This window comes from Mesorhizobium sp. B2-2-3, assembly GCF_006442405.1.
GTDB lineage: Bacteria > Pseudomonadota > Alphaproteobacteria > Rhizobiales > Rhizobiaceae > Mesorhizobium.
The window spans coordinates 244,560-263,089 of record NZ_VFWC01000002.1 but is presented as its reverse complement, the minus strand read 5'-3'; the positions used below and the strand labels follow the sequence as shown (position 1 = coordinate 263,089).

Annotated in this window: 19 protein-coding genes; 7 read left to right on the top strand and 12 right to left on the bottom strand. The window is 64.5% G+C overall.

What is annotated here, in order from left to right; all coding sequences use genetic code 11:
- The 3 genes from FJ951_RS04395 to FJ951_RS04385 are packed head-to-tail and all read left to right on the top strand — an operon-like array spanning nucleotide 1 to nucleotide 3,586.
- Complete coding sequence (locus tag FJ951_RS04395; protein ID WP_140513744.1) at nucleotides 1–1,524, top strand: tripartite tricarboxylate transporter permease; 1,524 nt, start codon at nucleotides 1–3, stop codon at nucleotides 1,522–1,524.
- Nucleotides 1,525–1,539: 15 nt separating this feature from the next.
- Nucleotides 1,540–2,724, top strand: coding sequence for a CoA transferase (locus FJ951_RS04390; RefSeq protein WP_140513743.1), 1,185 nt, complete (start codon nucleotides 1,540–1,542; stop codon nucleotides 2,722–2,724).
- 16 nt (nucleotides 2,725–2,740) lie between these two features.
- Complete coding sequence (locus FJ951_RS04385) at nucleotides 2,741–3,586, top strand: citryl-CoA lyase (protein WP_140513742.1); 846 nt, start codon at nucleotides 2,741–2,743, stop codon at nucleotides 3,584–3,586.
- Nucleotides 3,587–3,591: 5 nt separating this feature from the next.
- Here the strand turns inward: FJ951_RS04385 and FJ951_RS04380 are convergent, their stop codons facing one another.
- Together FJ951_RS04380 and FJ951_RS04375 are read right to left on the bottom strand one after the other, a co-directional pair.
- Entirely contained in the window at nucleotides 3,592–4,068 is a 477-nt protein-coding gene (locus FJ951_RS04380; protein WP_140513741.1) for an NUDIX hydrolase, read from the bottom strand.
- A 122-nt stretch (nucleotides 4,069–4,190) separates the two neighbouring features.
- Nucleotides 4,191–4,469, bottom strand: a complete 279-nt coding sequence (locus tag FJ951_RS04375) for a hypothetical protein (RefSeq protein WP_224557047.1) — start codon at nucleotides 4,467–4,469, stop codon at nucleotides 4,191–4,193.
- Nucleotides 4,470–4,835: 366 nt separating this feature from the next.
- On the opposite strand from FJ951_RS04375, the gene FJ951_RS04370 reads away from it, so the two are divergent.
- Nucleotides 4,836–5,411 (top strand): invasion associated locus B family protein, encoded by a 576-nt coding sequence (locus FJ951_RS04370; RefSeq protein ID WP_140513739.1) that lies wholly within the window; start codon nucleotides 4,836–4,838, stop codon nucleotides 5,409–5,411.
- Between the two features lie 74 nt (nucleotides 5,412–5,485).
- On the opposite strand, the gene coaBC is transcribed toward FJ951_RS04370, so the two are convergent.
- The 4 genes from coaBC to ubiE all read right to left on the bottom strand — a co-directional run bounded on the left by coaBC (nucleotide 5,486) and on the right by ubiE (nucleotide 9,608).
- A complete protein-coding gene (gene coaBC, locus FJ951_RS04365; protein WP_210239736.1) occupies nucleotides 5,486–6,958 on the bottom strand; it encodes a bifunctional phosphopantothenoylcysteine decarboxylase/phosphopantothenate--cysteine ligase CoaBC in 1,473 nt (490 codons plus the stop codon).
- A 2-nt stretch (nucleotides 6,959–6,960) separates the two neighbouring features.
- On the bottom strand, nucleotides 6,961–7,170 hold the full coding sequence (locus FJ951_RS04360) for a plasmid stabilization protein (RefSeq protein ID WP_140496375.1): 210 nt from the start codon (nucleotides 7,168–7,170) through the stop codon (nucleotides 6,961–6,963).
- A 73-nt stretch (nucleotides 7,171–7,243) separates the two neighbouring features.
- Nucleotides 7,244–8,818: a 2-polyprenylphenol 6-hydroxylase gene (gene ubiB / locus FJ951_RS04355; RefSeq protein ID WP_140496372.1), complete on the bottom strand. Its 1,575-nt coding sequence runs from the start codon at nucleotides 8,816–8,818 to the stop codon at nucleotides 7,244–7,246.
- 13 nt (nucleotides 8,819–8,831) lie between these two features.
- Entirely contained in the window at nucleotides 8,832–9,608 is a 777-nt protein-coding gene (gene ubiE / locus FJ951_RS04350) for a bifunctional demethylmenaquinone methyltransferase/2-methoxy-6-polyprenyl-1,4-benzoquinol methylase UbiE (protein ID WP_140513738.1), read from the bottom strand.
- 133 nt (nucleotides 9,609–9,741) lie between these two features.
- On the opposite strand from ubiE, the gene FJ951_RS04345 reads away from it, so the two are divergent.
- From FJ951_RS04345 to FJ951_RS04335, 3 genes are all read left to right on the top strand, one after another.
- Nucleotides 9,742–10,716, top strand: coding sequence for an adenosine deaminase (locus tag FJ951_RS04345; RefSeq protein WP_140513737.1), 975 nt, complete (start codon nucleotides 9,742–9,744; stop codon nucleotides 10,714–10,716).
- 130 nt (nucleotides 10,717–10,846) lie between these two features.
- A complete protein-coding gene (gene upp, locus FJ951_RS04340; RefSeq protein WP_140496366.1) occupies nucleotides 10,847–11,476 on the top strand; it encodes a uracil phosphoribosyltransferase in 630 nt (209 codons plus the stop codon).
- Nucleotides 11,477–11,662: 186 nt separating this feature from the next.
- A complete protein-coding gene (locus FJ951_RS04335) occupies nucleotides 11,663–12,226 on the top strand; it encodes a TIGR02281 family clan AA aspartic protease (protein ID WP_140496364.1) in 564 nt (187 codons plus the stop codon).
- Between the two features lie 30 nt (nucleotides 12,227–12,256).
- On the opposite strand, the gene deoA is transcribed toward FJ951_RS04335, so the two are convergent.
- The 6 genes from deoA to FJ951_RS04305 all read right to left on the bottom strand — a co-directional run bounded on the left by deoA (nucleotide 12,257) and on the right by FJ951_RS04305 (nucleotide 18,477).
- Nucleotides 12,257–13,576, bottom strand: a complete 1,320-nt coding sequence (gene deoA / locus FJ951_RS04330; RefSeq protein ID WP_140513736.1) for a thymidine phosphorylase — start codon at nucleotides 13,574–13,576, stop codon at nucleotides 12,257–12,259.
- Complete coding sequence (locus tag FJ951_RS04325) at nucleotides 13,576–14,382, bottom strand: purine-nucleoside phosphorylase (protein ID WP_140513735.1); 807 nt, start codon at nucleotides 14,380–14,382, stop codon at nucleotides 13,576–13,578. Before FJ951_RS04325 ends, deoA begins: the two co-directional genes overlap by 1 nt.
- The gene (gene cdd / locus FJ951_RS04320; RefSeq protein WP_140513933.1) at nucleotides 14,379–14,771 is read right to left on the bottom strand and encodes a cytidine deaminase; all 393 of its coding nucleotides are present in this window, start codon (nucleotides 14,769–14,771) and stop codon (nucleotides 14,379–14,381) included. Before cdd ends, FJ951_RS04325 begins: the two co-directional genes overlap by 4 nt.
- Before the next feature lie 65 nt (nucleotides 14,772–14,836).
- The gene (locus FJ951_RS04315) at nucleotides 14,837–15,808 is read right to left on the bottom strand and encodes an ABC transporter permease (RefSeq protein ID WP_140513734.1); all 972 of its coding nucleotides are present in this window, start codon (nucleotides 15,806–15,808) and stop codon (nucleotides 14,837–14,839) included.
- Nucleotides 15,809–16,948, bottom strand: a complete 1,140-nt coding sequence (locus tag FJ951_RS04310; protein ID WP_140513733.1) for an ABC transporter permease — start codon at nucleotides 16,946–16,948, stop codon at nucleotides 15,809–15,811.
- Complete coding sequence (locus FJ951_RS04305) at nucleotides 16,945–18,477, bottom strand: ABC transporter ATP-binding protein (RefSeq protein WP_140513932.1); 1,533 nt, start codon at nucleotides 18,475–18,477, stop codon at nucleotides 16,945–16,947. The genes FJ951_RS04310 and FJ951_RS04305 overlap by 4 nt, the downstream gene beginning before the upstream one ends.
- Nucleotides 18,478–18,530: the final 53 nt, after the last annotated feature.

Genomic DNA, 18,530 nt, shown 5'->3' with positions numbered 1-18,530 from the left:
ATGGAAACGCTAGGCCATCTGGCACACGGTTTCGCCGTCGCCTTCACTCCGGTCAACCTTCTGTGGTGCCTGCTCGGCACCACGCTTGGCACCGCCATCGGCGTGCTGCCCGGCCTCGGACCGGCGCTGACCATCGCGCTGCTTCTGCCGATCACCTACCAGGTTGCGCCGGAGGCCTCCTTCATCCTGTTTGCCGGCATCTATTACGGGGCCATGTATGGCGGCTCGACGACCTCGATCCTGCTCAACACGCCAGGCGAAAGCGCTACCATCGTCACCGCGCTGGAAGGCAACAAGATGGCCCGGTCCGGGCGCGGCGGCGCCGCACTTGCCACCTCGGCGATCGGCTCCTTCGTCGCCGGCACTCTCGGCACGCTGGGCGTCGCCTTCCTGGCGCCTATCGTGGTCAGGTTCGCGCTGGCCTTCGGCCCGGCCGAATATTTCTCGCTGATGGTGCTGGCCTTCATCACGGTTTCGGCGGTGCTCGGCTCGTCCTCGGTGCGCGGCTTGACCAGCCTGTTCGCCGGCTTTGTTATCGGCATGATCGGGGTCGACCTGCAGACCGGCCAGCCGCGCTTCACCTTCGGCATGACCGAACTGCTCGACGGCGTCGACGTCATCATCGCCGCCGTCGGCCTGTTCGCCGTCGGTGAGACGCTCTACATGGCCTCGCGCCGTTATGCCGGCAAGGACGAGATCGTGCCGCTGAAGGGCTCGCTCTATATGACGGCGGCCGAATGGAGGCGCTCGTGGAAGCCCTGGTTGCGCGGCGCCGCGATCGGCTTCCCGATCGGCGCCATGCCGGCCGGCGGCGCCGAGATCCCGACCTTCCTGTCCTATGCCATCGAAAAGAAGCTTTCGAAGCACAAGCAGGAATTCGGCACGGTTGGCGCCATCGAGGGCGTAGCCGGTCCGGAGGCCGCCAACAATGCCTCGGCTGCCGGCGTGCTGGTGCCGATGCTGACGCTCGGCCTGCCGACCTCGGCGACGGCGGCAATCATGCTTTCGGCCTTCCAGAGCTACGGCATCAATCCAGGCCCGCTGCTTCTGACGACACAAGGCAACCTGGTCTGGGGACTGATCGCCAGCCTGTTCATCGCCAACGTCATTCTCGTCATCCTCAATCTGCCGCTGATCGGGCTTTGGGTGCGGCTGCTGAAGATCCCGGCGCCGCAGCTCTATGCCGGCATCCTGGTTTTCGCCACCGTCGGCACCTACGGCATTTCGCAGTCGCCGATCGACCTCGCCATCCTCTATCTCCTGGGTGCTGCCGGCTTCCTGATGCGGCGCTTCGATTTCCCGACCGCGCCCGTCATCATCGGCATGATCCTGGGACCGCTCGCCGAAACTCAATTCCGCCGCGCCATGACGATCTCGAACGGCGACTGGTCGGTGTTCTACAAGCACCCGCTGTCGCTGATCCTGCTGACGCTGGCCTTCATCGGCCTGGTCGGGCCGCGTATCTGGGCCTACATCGAACGCCGCCGATTGCGGGGGCCGGAGCATGTGCCGGGCGATGCCTGATCGATTTGAAGTGACATGACAGACCTGCTTTCCGGTATTCGCGTGCTCGACCTGACCAACGTCCTGGCCGGGCCTTATTGCGCCTACCAGCTGGCGCTGCTCGGCGCCGACGTGATCAAGGTCGAGGCGCCGCAAGGCGGCGACCTGGCGCGACAGCTCGGCGGTTCGCCGGAACTCAACCGGGCCGGCATGGGCGCTTCGTTCCTGGCGCAGAATGCCGGCAAACGCTCCGTCGTGCTCGATCTCAAGAAGGAAGCCGAGCGCGAACGCTTCCTCGACCTGGTCGCCAGCGCCGATGCGCTGGTGGAAAACTTCCGCCCCGGCGTCATGGGCCGGCTTGGCCTCGGCTACGAGGCGCTGAAGGCGGTCCGCCCCAACCTTGTCTACTGCGCGATATCGGGCTTCGGCCAGACCGGGCCGATGCGCGACAATCCGGCCTATGACCAGATCATCCAGGGCCTTTCGGGCATTATGAGCATCACCGGCACGCCGGAGACGGCACCCTTGCGGGTCGGCTATCCCGTCGCCGACACGCTCGGCGGACTGGTCGGGGCCTTCGCCATCGTCTCGGCGCTGGTAAGGCAGAAGACGAGCGGCGAGGGTGCTTTTCTCGACGTGTCGATGCTTGAATGCACATTGTCGGCGCTTGGCTGGCCGGTTTCCAACTATCTGACGGCCGGGGTCGATCCCAAGCCGATGGGCAATGAGAACATGACGGCGGCACCGTCGGGCGCCTTTCGCACCGGCGACGGTCTGCTCAACATCGCCGCCAACAAGCAGGAGCAGTTCGTAACGCTTTGCCGGCTTATCGAACGGCCGGAGCTGGCGTCGGATCCACGCTTTGCCGAGCGCGAGACGCGCAAGCGGAACCGTGCGGCGCTGAAGATCGAGATCGAGGGGGCCCTGGCGAATGGCCCGGCGGCTGCGTGGGAAGAAAAACTGAACCGCGCCGGGGTGCCGGCGGGCAGGGTGCTGACGATCCCGCAAGTGCTGGCCGAACCGCAGGTGCTGGAGCGCCAGATGATCAGGGCTTTCGACGGCGTGGCTGACATGGAGAGACCGCTGACGGTTCTGCGCGGCGGCTTCATGGTCGATGGCACGGCTCCATTGCCGGCCTCCCCGCCACCGGCCCTGGGCGAGCACATGGACGAGGTTTTCGCCGGCCTGTCGCCGCGAGCGAAGACAAAGGCACTCACATGAACGAGCAAAAGACGATATGAGTGAGCAAAAGACGGGCCGCGAGCGTGCAGAGGAGTGGTGGCAGACCGGCATTATCGAAATGCGGCCGGGCGTCATCCGGCTGCGCGGCTATGAAATCCAGGACCTGATCGGCCGCGTCAGCTTCCCGGCTGTCATCTGGCTGATGCTGCGCGGCGAATTGCCCAGCGAGGAACAGGCCGCGCTGCTCGGCATTGCGCTGGGCGCCGCAGTCGACCACGGGCCGCAGGCGCCGTCGATCGCCATCGCCCGCATGGCGGCGACCTGCGGTGTCGGCATCAACAGCGCCATGGCTTCGGCCATCAACGTGCTTGGCGACGTCCATGGCGGCGCCGGCGAGCAGGCGCTTGCCTTCTATGGCGACATTGCCGCGGCGCTGGATGGCGGCACGACGCTGAAAGAGGCTGTCTCGGGGCGGCTTGACCGGTTCTTTGCCGGGGAAAAGGGCTACGTGCCGGGGCTGGGCCATCGCTTCCATCCGGTCGACCCGCGCGCGCCGCGCCTGATGGAACTGACTCGGGAGTTTGCCGCGCGCGGCGTGATCAATGGCCGCTTCGCCGACATCGCCGAGGCGATCGAGGCGGAGGTCGCGCGACGCAAGGGCAAAAAGATACCGCTCAACATCGATGGCGCGACCGCCGTCATTTACGGCGAGCTCGGCTTTCCGCCACCGCTGACGCGCGGGCTTTTCGTGCTGTCGCGCTCGGTCGGCATCCTGGCGCATGCCTGGGAACAATCGCAGCAAGCCGAGCGGAACAAAGGTCCGCTGCCACGCGAATGGCTGTGGGCCTATGCCGGTACGCCGGTGCGATCGCTCCCCGAAGAGGACGGCGCCGGGGCGTGAGGCCTTTACGCGGGGTCGATTTGTGCGGGCTGGGGAAGCTTCAAGGTCCTCACCAGCGTCGAAAGTTCGGGTTCGTCGATGAGCATGGCCGCATCGGCCGGCGCCAGCCAGGCCCGTTGCCGCCGTTTGGCTTCCTGCCAGTCGGCAAGCTCTTGCGTTACTTCCAACAGATAGACGATGACATCGACGCGGACGAAACGGTTGGCCAGCCGCTTCCAATAGGAATAGGTGCCCGCCGGCTGCTTCAGGGTCTTGCCGAGTACGCCCGCTTCTTCCTGCGCCTCGATGGTGGCCGCCTTGCGTCCGCTCTTGCCTTTCATCGGCCAGCCCTTGGGTACGATGAAGCGCCTGGTGGTGCGCGAGGTGACCAGCATCACCTCGATGTCGCCGCGCTGGTCCAGCCGAAAAGGGATAGCCGCGACCTGGCGGATCGTCTCGCCCTTCTTGGCCTTGCGCACGGCCTTTTTCTTGGTGGCTGCCATTCGAAAATCCAGTCGGTGCAGTGCCCATACCGTGACGCGGTGTCGTTACAAAACCCAAACTGCCGCAAGGGCACCGGAACGCCCCTACCATGTAAGTCGGCTAAATAAAAGGGAAGCCCGCCTCAGCGGCAGGTGCTTACGGCGGTGTTGCCGATTATCTGGGTCTGGCAGTTCGGCCTGACCCGCGGCACGATGGGCGGCGGCTGTTGCACGATCACCCGGTCCTGAGCCCGATTCTGTTGCTGCTGTTGCTGAAACTGCTGCCGCTGGACACGGTTTTGCAAGGCCTGCAGATCGTTCTGCTGGATCAACGCGTTGTTGTCGACGGAGGGAATGAGCACCTGCGCGGAAGCAGGCAGACAGATGCCCGCCAGCGTCGAGGCTGCCAATGCCGCCGTCATGAAAACCGTTGATGGCCGAAGCGCCAACATCTGCTCATTCCCGCACAAACAAAATTCACTCTACATATAGTGCGGTTGTCCCCTCGTGCCACGCCAGAGTGCCGATTAACAGGAAATCGCGTGATCGCGCCCCCTTCGCGGCGGAGGAGAATCTGCCCCGCCGCCCGCATCGCACTTGACGGAAGCGGTCGATTCACCGCTCTATCGGGTTGACGCTGGCCTCGAATTCCATGGCGTCAACGGCGTCGGCATGTCCGTCGGATGCAACGGCGCCTTCGAGGAAACGGTCAAACAGAACGCCGACAGTGCGTCCTCAGGGTCAGCATCCAGCTGGCTCAGGGATGGAGCCGGGCAAAAGGGGTCCTTATGAGGAAGCATGCGTATCTGCTGGCGATGCTGGCGGCTGCCTGCATCGCCGGTCTTCCGGCCACGGCGGCGCAGACAAAAGGCGACAAAGCGGCGGCCGCGCCCGCCGCCAACCAGCCACAGCTGCCCGGCGGCGCATCGGCCTTGTCCGAAACCCACGGCGACTGGGCGGTCAACTGCCAGATATCGGGCGCGGCCAAGGCATGCAGCCTGTCACACCAGCAGTTCAACAAGCAAAGCAACCAGCGTCTGCTGGCGATAGAGTTGTCGAGCAAGACGGGCGAAGACGCGACCGGCACGCTCGCTTTGCCGTTCGGCCTGGCGCTCGCCAAGGGCGTCAGCCTGACGATCGACGACCAGAAGCTGGACGGCAGCCTGCAGTTCAACACTTGCCAGGCTGTCGGCTGCCTGGTGCCGGTGGCGTTCGATGCCAATGTCGTCCCCGTGCTCAAGGCGGGCACCACCTTGAAGGTCGATGCCTTCGCGGCGGATACGGGGCAAGCGGTTAGCTTCTCCATTCCGCTCAATGGCTTCGGCAGTGCGCTTGCACGGACCGCGGAGCTTCTTGCCGACTAACACGTTCAGCGTTCGATAGAATCGCCAGCCCGCGCTAAACCTTTGTTTTTGCGGAATTCCGACGATCCAGCTCGTCAAACCACGATCGTTTTCAGCCGTTCCGCGATCAGGGTGGCGAGCCGGGTCGCCACTTCGTCCTTGCTCATCTCGGGCCATTCCTCGACGCCGGTCTTCGAGACGATGCGAACACGGTTGCGGTCGCCGCCCATCACACCGGATGGGCCGACGCCGCTGGTCTGCGACACGTCGTTGGCGACAATGAAGTCGGCGCCCTTCTTCCTCAGCTTGGCTTCGGCGTTGCGCAAAAGGTCCTGCGTCTCGGCGGCGAAGCCGACCACCAGCGCCGGCCGCTGCTTGTGATGCCCGACGCCCGCAAGGATGTCGGGGTTCTCGATCATGCGCAGCACCGGCGGGCCTTCGCCCGGCGCTTTCTTGATCTTCTCGCCGGCCGGGCTGTCGGCGCGCCAATCGGCGACGGCGGCGACGAATACCGCCGCATCGGCCGGTAGAAGCTGTTCCACGGCATCGCGCATCTCCTGCGCCCGCTCGATATGGATGGTCTTCACACCAGCCGGATCGGCGATGCTGACGGGACCGGAGACCAGCCTCACGTCGGCGCCGAGCCTGGCCAATGCCGCCGCAATGGCATGGCCCTGCTTTCCCGACGATCGGTTGGCGATGTAGCGAACGGGGTCGATCGGCTCGTGCGTCGGGCCTGACGTGACGATGATCTTCTTGCCGGCCAGCGGCTTGGATCCGGTATCGAGCAGCGCCTCGATGGCGGCGACGATCTCCAGCGGCTCGGCCATGCGACCTTCGCCAGCCTCGTTGCTCTCGGCCATCTCGCCTTTGGCGGGGCCAACGAAGGTGATGCCATCCTTGTGCAGCGCCGCACGATTGCGCCGCGTCGCCGGATGCGCCCACATTCTGGGGTTCATGGCCGGCGCCATCAGCACCGGCTTGTCGGTGGCCAGGAGCACGGTGGAGGCAAGATCATTGGCGTGGCCGTTGGCGAGCTTGGCCATCAGGTCGGCGGTGGCGGGCGCCACCACTAGCAGATCGGCCTCGCGCGATAGCCTGATATGGCCGACATCGTGCTCGTCATTGCGATCGAAGAGATCGGTAAAGACATGGTCTGCCGAGAGCGCACCGGCCGACAGCGTGGTGACGAATTCCCGCGCAGCCGACGTCATGACCACGCGCACCGCCGCACCCCTTTCACGCAGACGGCGGATCAGGTCGAGTGCCTTGTAGGCGGCGATGCCGCCGCCGATGATGAGCAGGATGCGCTTGCCGGAGAGGCTCATGAAGGACCAGAGATCATCAGCGACTTTCTTCTGATCAAAATCTGCTTTTTGCAGCTCCCGGCCGAATTCGAGGATCTCCTCCGCCGTAACGAAATCCTCGGCACCTTTGAAGGTGGGCGCCACTTCCTTGAGCAGCAGACTTCTTGCCTCCTGCTCCATCGACACACCATGACGGGCAGCCCGCTCGCGCAGTCTTTGTTTCAAATCCTCGTCGAGATTGCGAATGGTCAGGGTACCCATGGCTAACTTTGCCTCCCTGCCATTGGTTGAACCTTGGCCTCGTCCTTAAATGTCAGGCGTCCACCATCGAAGCCTTTCGTGGTCGGAAGCCCCACTGATGCCGCGAGCACATCCCGCGCCTCCTGCTCCATGGAAACGCCGCGCGCGGCACCGCGTTCACGCAATCGCTGCATGACATGATCTTCCAGATTCCGGACAGTAATCCTGGCCATAGTCGCACTCCTGCGCACAATATAGCTATCCCGTCTTCGACTGCAATGACCGCATTGCTGTCATTGCAGTCACTCAGAGCAGCTTCCAGGCTATATAGACCAGCGTCAGGGCTATCACCCACAGCGCCACGCGGCCGGAGCGGTTGTAGCGCGCTTCGGCCTTTCCGATGGCGCGGGCCGTCGCCTCGTCGAAGCGCAGGCCATGCTCGGCCATCAGGTCGATCTCGCGCGACAGCCGCTCGGTGCGCGCTGCCAACTCGGGGGCTTGGCGGATCAGCGTCAGCATCGCCTTGCCGCCGTCGCGGGCGTCGGCCAGCAGGCCGCTTGGCCCGAGATTTCCTGATATCCAGCCGCTGACCACGGGTTCGGCGGTCTTCCACATGTTGAAGGCCGGATCGAGCGTGCGCGCCACGCCCTCGACCACCACCATGGTTTTCTGCAGGAGGATCAGTTCGGGCCGCGTCGCCATGTCGAAGAGTTCGGTCACCTCGAACAGCAGCGTCAGAAGCTTGGCCATGGAAATGGTCTCGGCCGGCTGGCCATGGATCGGCTCGCCGATGGCGCGGATCGCCTGGGCGAAGGCCGCGACATTGTGCTGGCGCGGCACGTAGCCGGCCTCGAAATGAACCTCGGCGACGCGCAGATAGTCGCGCGTGATGAAGCCGTAGAGGATTTCGGCGAGGAACCGGCGCTCCTTCTTGCCGAGCCTGCCGGCAATGCCGAGATCGACCGCGACGATCGTGCCATCAGCCTCGACGAACAGGTTGCCCGGATGCATGTCGGCGTGAAAGAAGCCGTCGCGCAGCGTATGGCGCAAGAACGACTGGATGAGGTTGGCCGCGATTGCCCTCAGATCGTGTCCAGCGGCGGCGAGTCCGGCGATGTCGTTCATCTTGATGCCGTCGACCCATTCCATGGTCAGCACGTCGCGGCCAGTGCGCTCCCAGTCGACGGAAGGGACGCGAAAGCCCGGATCCTCCCTGGTGCTTTGACCAAGTTCCGAAAGCGCGGCCGCCTCGAGGCGCAGGTCCATCTCGATCTTGGTGGTCTGCGCCAGCGTCTCGGTCACCTCCACGGGCCGCAGCCGGCGTGAGGAGGGGATGTATTTCTCCTGCAGGCGGGCGGCGAGGAAATAGCTTTCGAGATCCTGGAAGAAGCGGCGGCGCACGCCCGGCCGGATCACCTTGACCGCTACCTTCCTGGCGACGCCGCCATCGACGGTTTCAGCGGCATGGACCTGGGCGATGGAGGCCGCGGCGACCGGGTCGCCGAACCGCGTGTAGAGGTCGCCGAGCTTGCGCCCGAGCGAGCCCTCGATGGCCGCCACCGCCTCGGCCGTCGGGAAGGTGTGCATCTTGTCCTGCAGCATGGCGAGATCGAGCGCCATGTCGTTGCCGACGACATCGGGTCGTGTCGCCAGAAACTGGCCAAGCTTGACATAGGACGGCCCGAGCCGGACCACCGCCTTGGCCAGCCGATCGCTGCGCTCATAGGCGAGCGCGCGGCGGCGGGTAAACAGCCGCGCCAGCCGCCAGCCCAATTTCGGCAGGCCGGACAGTTCCTCGCCGGGCAAAGCGGCGACGACGCCCTCGCGCACAAGCACCCAGCCGGCCCGCATGAGCCGAAATCCAGCGCTGACGGTGCTCATGCCCGGGCCTGCCTCAAAGTTTCCAGCCCGAATGAAGCGCGGCGATGCCGCCGGAATAGTTGCGGAACGAGACCCGATCGAAGCCCGCGCGGGTTATCATGGAAGCAAAATTCGCCTGGTTGGGGAATTTCGCGATCGACTCGACCAGATAGGAATAAGGCTCGCCGTCGCCGGTGACGGCCTTGCCGATCTTCGGAATGGCCTTGAACGACCAGGCCTCATAGACCCTGTCGAGCAACGGCATCTCGACCTCGGAAAATTCCAGGCACAGGAATCGCCCGCCCGGCTTCAGCACGCGCAACGCTTCGCTGAGAGCGACGTCGATCCTGGGGACGTTGCGGATGCCGAAAGCGATGGTGTAGGCGTCGAAGGTGGCGTCCGCGAACGGCAGTTCCTCGGCATTGGCTTCGACGAAGTCGGTGTTGCCGGACATGCCTTTCTTTTGCGCCCTGTCGCGACCGACGGCGAGCATCGAGCCGTTGATGTCGAGCACGGTGGCATGAGCATGCCCATGGCTGGCATCGACGATGCGAAAGGCGATGTCGCCGGTGCCGCCGGCGACATCGAGCACGCGCCAGCCCGGCCGCTTCGGCGGATTGAGCCAGGTTACCATGGCATCCTTCCACAGCCGGTGCAGGCCGCCCGACATCAGGTCGTTCATCAGGTCGTAGCGGTTGGCGACCTTGTGGAAAACATCGTTGACCAGGGGCTGCTTGTCGCCTGCCCCTACACGCTTGAAACCATAGGAGGTTTCCATGCCGCCGGCGGCCGTGGTTCTCTCAACTGACATTTTTTTGATCCGTCATAAAACCGGCGGGACCATAGCCGATCGATGGTGCGGGCGCTATTGTTTAAGGCGCGGTGTTCGGCCGCGCTTCCAGGTGGCGGGTTTCGAGACCTGGACTGACCGACGGGATGTTTGAATGCCTTTGAAAGCGGAACTGCACTGCCACATCGAAGGGGCAGCGGCACCGGAACTCGTCATCCGACAGGCGCAGAAATACGGCAAGGACATCTCGCCCTATATCCAGAACGGCTCTTTCGTCTGGCACGATTTCACCTCTTTTCTCGCCGCCTATGATTTCGCCTCCGACCTGTTCCGGACCGAGGAAGACTATGCGCGGCTGGCTGACCATTATCTGACCAGCCTGGCTCGTGACGGCGCCATCTACTCAGAGGTCTTCACCTCGCCGGATCATGCCATGAAGGCGGGCCTGTCGCCCAAGGCCTATACTGACGCGCTCGGCGAAGGCATGGCCCGCGCCAAGGCCAAGACCGGCATCGAGGGCCGCATGATCGTCACCGGCGTGCGCCATGCCGGCGTCGAGTCCATCGAGCAGGCAGCGCGCTTTGCCGCGCGCTGCGGACATCCGCTGGTAACCGGCTTCGGTGTCGCCGGCGACGAGAGGGTCGGCGAGATGGAGGACTACGTCAGGGCATTCGAAATCGCCCGCGAGGCCGGGCTCGGCATTACCGTTCACGCAGGCGAACTGACGGGGTGGGAGACGGTCCAGGCGGCGCTCGATCACATCCGCCCGTCGCGCATCGGCCATGGCGTGCGCGCCATCGAAAACCCCGATCTTGTCCGGCGCATCGCCGATGAGGGCGTGGTGCTGGAATGCTGTCCCGGCTCCAATATTGCGTTGAAAGTGTTCGACAGTTTCGCCGCCCACCCGTTCCCCGCCCTGCTAGCGGCCGGCTGCAAGGTGACGCTCAACTCGGATGATCCGCCCTATTTCTGGACCTCGCTGAAACGCGAATACGACATTGCGGCCGAGTATTTCTCGATGAACGAGAAGGCGCTGGCGGCCGTTACCCGAACGGCCATCGAGGCCGCTTTCGTCGACAGGAAGACCAAGGCAACGCTGCTCAGCCGGCTGGATGCGAAGGCCAGGTGAATGAAGGCTGGGTGGACAGGGAGTGGCCAGCAGTGAGCAGTTTGGCGGAGCGCGCATCGGGACTCGCAAATCGGCTCACTATTCACTACTCACTATTGGCTACTCACCACGAACCACGTCGGAGCACATCATGAAGGGCGTCACCGTCGTCGACCACCCGCTTGTCCAGCACAAGCTGAGCATCATGCGCAAGAAGGAGACATCGACGGCCGGTTTCCGGCGGCTGCTGCGCGAGATCTCGCTGCTGCTCGGCTATGAGGTGACACGCAATCTCGAACTCACGACGACGACCATCGAAACGCCGATCGAAACGATGGAGGCGCCGACGCTGGAAGGCAAGAAGCTGGTCTTCGCCTCGGTGCTGCGCGCCGGCAATGGCTTGCTCGAAGGCCTGCTCGACCTGGTTCCGGCGGCCCGCGTCGCCCATATCGGCCTCTATCGCGACCATGAGACGCTGGAGGCGGTCGAATATTTCTTCAAGGCGCCGAGCGACCTTGCCGACCGGCTGGTCATCGTCGTCGATCCGATGCTGGCCACCGCCAATTCCGCCATCGCGGCGATCGACAAGCTGAAGGGGCGCGGCGCCACCAACATCCGCTTTCTGTGCCTGCTGGCGGCGCCCGAAGGCATCGAGCGCTTCACCAAGGCACATCCCGACGTTCCCGTCTTCACGGCTTCCATCGATCGCCAGCTCAACGAGAAGGGCTACATCATGCCCGGCCTCGGCGACGCCGGCGACCGCATGTACGGGACAAAGTGATTTACCGAAAGTTTACGCAACGGCGCGGTTTCGAGCGGCGTTAAAACGGCAAACACCATCCCGGCGTTAAGGATCGGCCTTCACGACAGCGCCGTGCGTCCTGTCGGACGCTGCGGCACTTTGATTTGCGCGTGATCCTTTCCGAAATCGATCCCGATTTTCGGGGTCATGCGCCGGGGCCGATCCATGCTGCGCAAGCTACTTATCCTCAGCGTCTTTGCCGGTACATCGGCATCCATCCCGATTGTCTATCAGTCGAATCCGCAGATGTTCGAAAGCCTGCTGAAAACGGCGGTGACGGCCAAGCCAGCGGCCGACGCCCGTCCGGAGGTCGCCTTGGCAGCGGCTCCCGACAAGCCGGTGGCGCCGTTGCCGATGGGCCGCAAGGTTGTCGTCACGGCCGACGCGCGAGGGCATTTCTCGTCGGCCTTCAAACTGAACGGACGCCAGATCGACGGCATGATCGATACCGGAGCGACACTGGTCGCCGTCAACACCTCGACGGCGCGCAGGATCGGATTGTCGCTGAACCCATCGGATTTCAGTCATGAGGTCAACACGGCCAACGGCACGATCAAGGCGGCGGTGGTGATGATCGACCGCTTGCAGATCGGCAGCATCACCGTCAACGACGTGCAGGCTATCGTGCTCGACGACAAGGCGCTGCACACCAATTTGATCGGCATGAGCTTTCTCAATCGGCTGGGCAAATATCAGGCCGAAAACGGCACGCTGCTTCTTGTCCAGTGAGCGGGCACGGCCGTTCGGGGCTGGGTCATATCAGCCACGCGGCAGGATGCGCCGGATGACCGACTTGTCGGCAGGCGGCTTGGAAGCGCCGATCCCATAGGCCGAAAGCACCGTTGCCGCCGCGGCTTCGGCGTCGGACACCGAGCGGGCATGGACCAGCGCCAGCGGCTCGCCAGCTCGAACCTCGGCGCCGACCGGCAACAGCCTGGTGATGCCGACCGCCGGGTCGACCTTGTCGTCTGGCCGGGTGCGGCCGCCGCCCAGCCCGACCACGGCAAGGCCGATATCGCGCGTGGCAATGCCGGTGACGAAGCCGTCCGCGGTCGCTCTCACCGCGTGTTCCGTTGGCGCAACCGACAAATACCGTCCCGGCTTGTCAATGAAATCGGCGGGGCCGCCGAGCACCGTCACCATGCGCGCGAAGGTGGCGGCGGCGCGGCCGCTGGCAAGCGTTTCGGTGGCGCGCCGCATGCCGTCCTGGTTGGACGGCACCAGACCCGCCCCCTGCAGCATTTCGGCGGCGAGCGCCAGCGTCACATCCTCCAGCCGCCGGTCGCGAAGGCGGCCGGTCAGGAAATCGACGGCGTTGCGCACCTCGACCGCATTGCCGGCGGCCGAGGCCAGCGGTTCGTTCATGCCGGTGATCAGCGCCGAAACTTTTAATCCGGCACCGCTTGCGACTTCGACCAGGCTGTTGGCGAGCGCCGTCGCGTCGCGCGACTTCTCCATGAAGGCGCCATTGCCGACCTTGACGTCGAGCACTAGCGAGCCCAGGCCCGCCGCCAGTTTCTTCGACAGGATCGAGGCAGTGATCAGCGGCACCGACTCCACGGTTCCGGTCACGTCACGGATGGCATAGAGCCGGCGGTCGGCTGGCGCGAGGTCCGCGGTCTGGCCGATGATGGCGCAACCCGCCTCCAGCACCGCCTTGCGAAACAGCGTGATGTCGGGCTGGCTGGCGTAGCCGGGGATGGAATCCATTTTATCCAGCGTGCCGCCGGTGTGGCCGAGACCGCGGCCGGATATCATCGGCACATAAGCGCCGCAGGCAGCGACGATCGGCGCCAGCATCAGCGAGACGTTATCGCCGACGCCGCCTGTCGAATGTTTGTCCGTGACCGGGCCGGGCAGGTCCGACCAGTCGAGAACGTCGCCGGAATCGCGCATGGCCAATGTCAACGCCACGGCCTCGTCGCGGCTCATGCCGTTGAAGAACACCGCCATGGCGAAAGCCGCGACCTGGCCGTCGGTGACGGCGCCATCGGTTACGCCGGCGATGAAGTCGGCGATTTCGCGCGCCGGCAGCCTGTGGCCGTCACGCTTGTGGCGGATGATTTCCTGCGGAAGCATCAGTTCTCCAACAGCCCGTCGCGGAACACATGCTTCAGGATCGTCGCCAGGCGCGCGCCGCCGACCGGGGCCATATCCTTGGTCTCCTGGTGCGAAAGCTCGGCTCCGGTCATGCCGGCCGCAAGATTGGTGATGATCGAGCAGGCGGCGACACGCAGGCCAAGGAAGCGGGCAAGGATGACTTCCGGCACGGTCGACATGCCGACGGCGTTGGCGCCCATGATGCGCGCCATGCGGATCTCGGCCGGCGTTTCGAAGCACGGGCCGGAGAACCACATGTAGACGCCTTCGTGCAGCGCCGTGCCGGTCGCCTTCGCCGCCTGTTCGATCGCCTTGCGGATGCCGGCATCATAGGCTTCGGTCAGGCCGACGAAACGGCGGTCGCTCGGCTCGCCGATCAGCGGGTTGGTGCCGGAGAAATTGATGTGGTCCGATATCAGCATCACCGAACCCGGCCCCATCTCCGGATCGACCGAGCCGGCGGCATTGGTGAGGATCAGCTTGGTGATGCCGGTGCCGGCAAGCACCTCCAGCACCGGCCGCATCGCCGCCGCGTTGCCGTGCTCGTAATAGTGGGCGCGGCCCGACAGCATCAGCACCGGCGTGCCGGCAAACAGCCCGACCACCACCTCTCCGGCATGGCCGGAAACGCCGCTTCTGGGAAAGCCGGGCAGATCGGCATAGGAAACACGGATCGGGTTCTCGACCTGGCTGACCAGCCCTCCCAGGCCAGAACCCAGCACCAGCGCCGTGGTCGGCGCCAGGCCGTCCAGCCGTTCGATCAGATGGTCGAGCGCTTCCTTCATTTCAGCATGTCGCCGCGAAAGCCGTAAGGCAGCATGTCGTCCATGGTCACGGTTTCGGCGACGCCCGCATTGTCGCAGAGATAGAGTTTCGTTTCCGGACGGCAGAATTCGGCTAGCCGCTGCCGGCAGCCGCCGCAAGGCGAGCATTTGGCCATGCGCTCGGCAAGGACGGCGATTTCCATGATCTTGCCGCCGCCGCCCATGATGTAATGGCCGAGCGCCGTCGTCTCGGCGCACCAGCCTTCCGGATAGGAGGCGACCTCGATATTGGCGCCCGTGAAGATGCGCCCGTCCTCGGTGCGAAGTGCGGCACCGACCGGAAATTTGGAATAGGGGGCATAAGCCTTGGCCATGGCAGCCTTCGCCGCTTCGAATAATTCATGCGACATTTCAGTGTTCTCTCCGATGATCTTGTCCATAAGCCGGCGCGCCTTTTGCGTCGCGCCCTCGATCCTCAGCGTTCCTTGACATAAGGCACGCCGCCGGCGCGCGGCGGGATCGCCTTGCCGATGAAACCGGCGAGCAGGATGACGGTGAGAATATAGGGCAGGGCCTGCATGAACTGCACCGGCACCTTGCCGATGAGCGGCAGCGGCGAGCCTTGCAGGCGGATCGACAGGGCGTCGAGGAAGCCGAACAGCAGGCAGGCGAGCATGGCGTTGACCGGCTTCCACTTGGCAAAGATCAATGCGGCCAGCGCGATGTAGCCCTTGCCGGCGGTCATGTCCTTCACGAAGCCGCCATTCTGCACCATCGACAGATAGGCGCCGGCGACGCCGGTCAGGATGCCGGTGCAGATCAGCGCCCTGTAGCGCAGCCAGGCGACCGAGATGCCGGCGGTGTCCACGGCGGCCGGGTTTTCGCCGACCGCGCGCAGCCGCAGCCCAAAGCGCGTGCGAAACAGCACCCACCAGGTGAAAGGCACCATCGCGAAGGCGAGATAGACCAGTATCGAGTGGCCGGAGATCAGTTCCGCGTAGATCGGCCCGAGGACCGGCACGCCTCGGACGGCCTCGGCGCCGGGCCAGATAATGGCTTCGAACCGCTCGGCCGGTTGCAGCGCCGGCGTGCGCCCGCCTTGCTGGAACCAGGCCTGGCCGAGGATAATGGTCGAGCCGGCGGCGATGAAGTTGATCGCCACGCCGGAAACGATCTGGTTGCCGCGATGGGTGATCGAGGCAAAGCCGTGGATCATCGCGAACGCGACCGAGATCAGGATCGCCATGCCCAGTCCGAGGAAGGCGGAATGGAAGACCGACGCGGCCGCCGCACCGGCGAAGGCGCCGACCAGCATCTTGCCTTCGAGGCCGATGTCGAAGATGCCGGCGCGTTCCGAATAGAGGCCGGCCAGGCAGGCGAGCAGCAGCGGCACCGAGAGGCGGATGGTGGAATCCAGCGTCTGGACGATGGCGTTGAAGGTGTCCATTCAGGCGCCTTTTCCCTTGACCGCTTCCATGCCGACCGACCTCGGGCTGAGCGAGGCGAACAGCGCCTGGATGTAAGGCCTGAACATGTGTTCGAGCGCACCGGCGAACAGGATGACCAACCCTTGAATGATCACGATCATGTCGCGGCTGATCGCAGGCATCTCGAAGGCGAGTTCGGCGCCGCCCTGGTAGAGCATGCCAAACAGGATGGCCGCCAGCACGATGCCGACAGGGTGCAGGCGACCCATCAGCGCCACGGCGATGCCGACGAAACCGGCGCCGCTGACGAAGTCGATCGCGACATTGTGCTGGTCGCCCATCACCGGATTGAGCGCCATCATGCCGGCGAGCGCGCCCGAGATCATCATGGCGGTGATGATGATGCGGGTTTCGGAAATGCCGGCATAGCGCGCCGCCTTTGGACTGTGGCCGTAGGTGCGCATCTCATAGCCGAGCTTGGTGCGCCAGATCAGCAGCCAGACCAGGAAGGCCATGAGCAGCGCGAGCAGGAAGGAGATGTTGAGCGGCGCCGACCGGATCTTGGCGCCGAACAGCTCGATGACCCAGTTGAGTTTCGGCAATTCCGCGCCCGCCAGGAAGTTGCGCGTCTGCGGCGCCTGCGAGGCTGCCGGTTTCAACGGGCCGACCAGCAGGTATACCATGATCGAAGCAGCGATGAAGTTGAACATGATGGTGGTGATGACGATGTGCGAGCCGCGCCTGGCCTGCAGATAGGCGGGGATCAGCGCCCACAAGGCGCCCACGGCCGCCGAAGCCACGATGGCCAGCGGAAATGTCAGCCACCATGGCAGCACGCTGTCGAAGGAAAGACAGACGATGGCGATGCCGAGGCCGGCGATGTAGGCCTGCCCCTCGGTGCCGATGTTGAACAGGCCGCAATGCGCTGCTACCGCCACCGAAAGTCCGGTGAAGATGAAGGTGGTGGCATAGAAGAGGGTAAAGGCGATACCTGTTCCCTTGCCGAAGGCGCCCTCGACCAGGATGACGGCGGCACGGAACGGGTTCTCGCCGACCAGAAGCACGACGAAGCCCGCGACGATGAAGGCCACAGACAGATTGATCAGCGGGATCAGCCCATAGTCGGCCCAGGCCGGCAATTTGGCATAGGGCGTGCTCATTGCGCCGCCTCCTGGCGCTCAACACCCGCCATCAGAAGGCCGAGCTCGCCCTCGCTCGCCTCCGGCCCGCGTTCGCCGACGATGCGGCCGGCAAACATGACCAGGATGCGGTCGGAGAGCGAGCGGATCTCATCGAGCTCGACCGACACGACCAGCACGGCCTTGCCCTGGTCGCGCATGGCGATCAGGCGCTTGTGGATGAACTCGATGGCGCCGACGTCGACGCCGCGCGTCGGCTGGCCGACGATGAGAACGCCGGGGTCCTGTTCGATTTCGCGCGCGAGCACGATCTTCTGCTGGTTGCCGCCGGAGAAGTTGGCGGTCTTCAGCCGTGGATTGCCGGGGCGGATGTCGTATTTCTCGATCTTGTCCTTGGCATCGGCAACGATGGCATCGATGTTGAGGAAAGGTCCTCTGAGGTAGCGGGGATCGTCATGGTAGCCGAGGATGGAATTCTCGTTCTCCTCGAAGGCCAGCACCAGCCCGACATGATGGCGATCCTCAGGCACATGGGCGAGGCCGCGGTCGCGCAGTTCGCCGGGATCGGCCTTGCCGGTGAGATCGATCGGCTTGCCCTCGAGCATCACCGAACCGGAAACGGCGTGCCTGATGCCGGAGATCGCCTCGAGCAGTTCGGACTGGCCGTTGCCGGCGACACCGGCGATGCCGACGATCTCGCCGGCGCGCAGGTCGAAGGAGATGTCGTCGACCATGGTGACGCCGCGGGAATCCTTGACCGTCAGGTTCTTGACCGCGAGTTTTACCGCGCCGGCTTCCGCTTCGCCCTTCTCCACCCGCAAGAGCACGCGGCGCCCGACCATCAGCTCGGCCAGTTCCGCGACGGTGGTCTTCTTCGTTTCCCTGGTCGCCACCATCGTGCCCTGGCGCATCACCGAAACCGTGTCGGTGATGGCCATGATCTCGCGCAATTTGTGGGTGATCAGCACCACCGTCTTTCCCTGCTCCTTCAATTGCTTGAGGATGCGGAAGAGGTGGTCGGCCTCGGCCGGCGTCAGCACGCCCGTCGGCTCGTCGAGGATCAGGATCTCGGCGCCGCGATAAAGCGCCTTGAGGATCTCGACGCGCTGCTGCAGGCCGACCGGCAATTCCTCGACGATGGCGTCGGGATCGACCTCGAGGCCGTATTCACGCTCCAGCCGCTCCAGTTCGGAACGCGCCTTGGCGATGCTTTTCTTCAGCAAGGCGTCGCTTTCGGCGCCCAGGATGACGTTCTCCAGGACCGAGAAATTGTCGACCAGCATGAAATGCTGGTGCACCATGCCGATGCCGAGCGCGATCGCATCGTTGGGCGTGCTTATCGATGCCGGCTTGCCGCCGACGCGGATCTCGCCGCTGTCGGCCTGGTAGAAGCCATAGAGGATCGACATCAGCGTCGACTTGCCGGCGCCGTTTTCGCCGACGATGCCGTGGATGGTGCCGCGCGCGATTTCCAGGTTGATGTCGCGGTTGGCGCGCACGGCGCCAAAACTCTTGTTGATGCCGATCAGTTCGATTGCAGCCAGTTCGATCGCGGCATGCGCCATGCAGCCTGTCCCACTCTTATTTTTTTATCGCTTGGTCA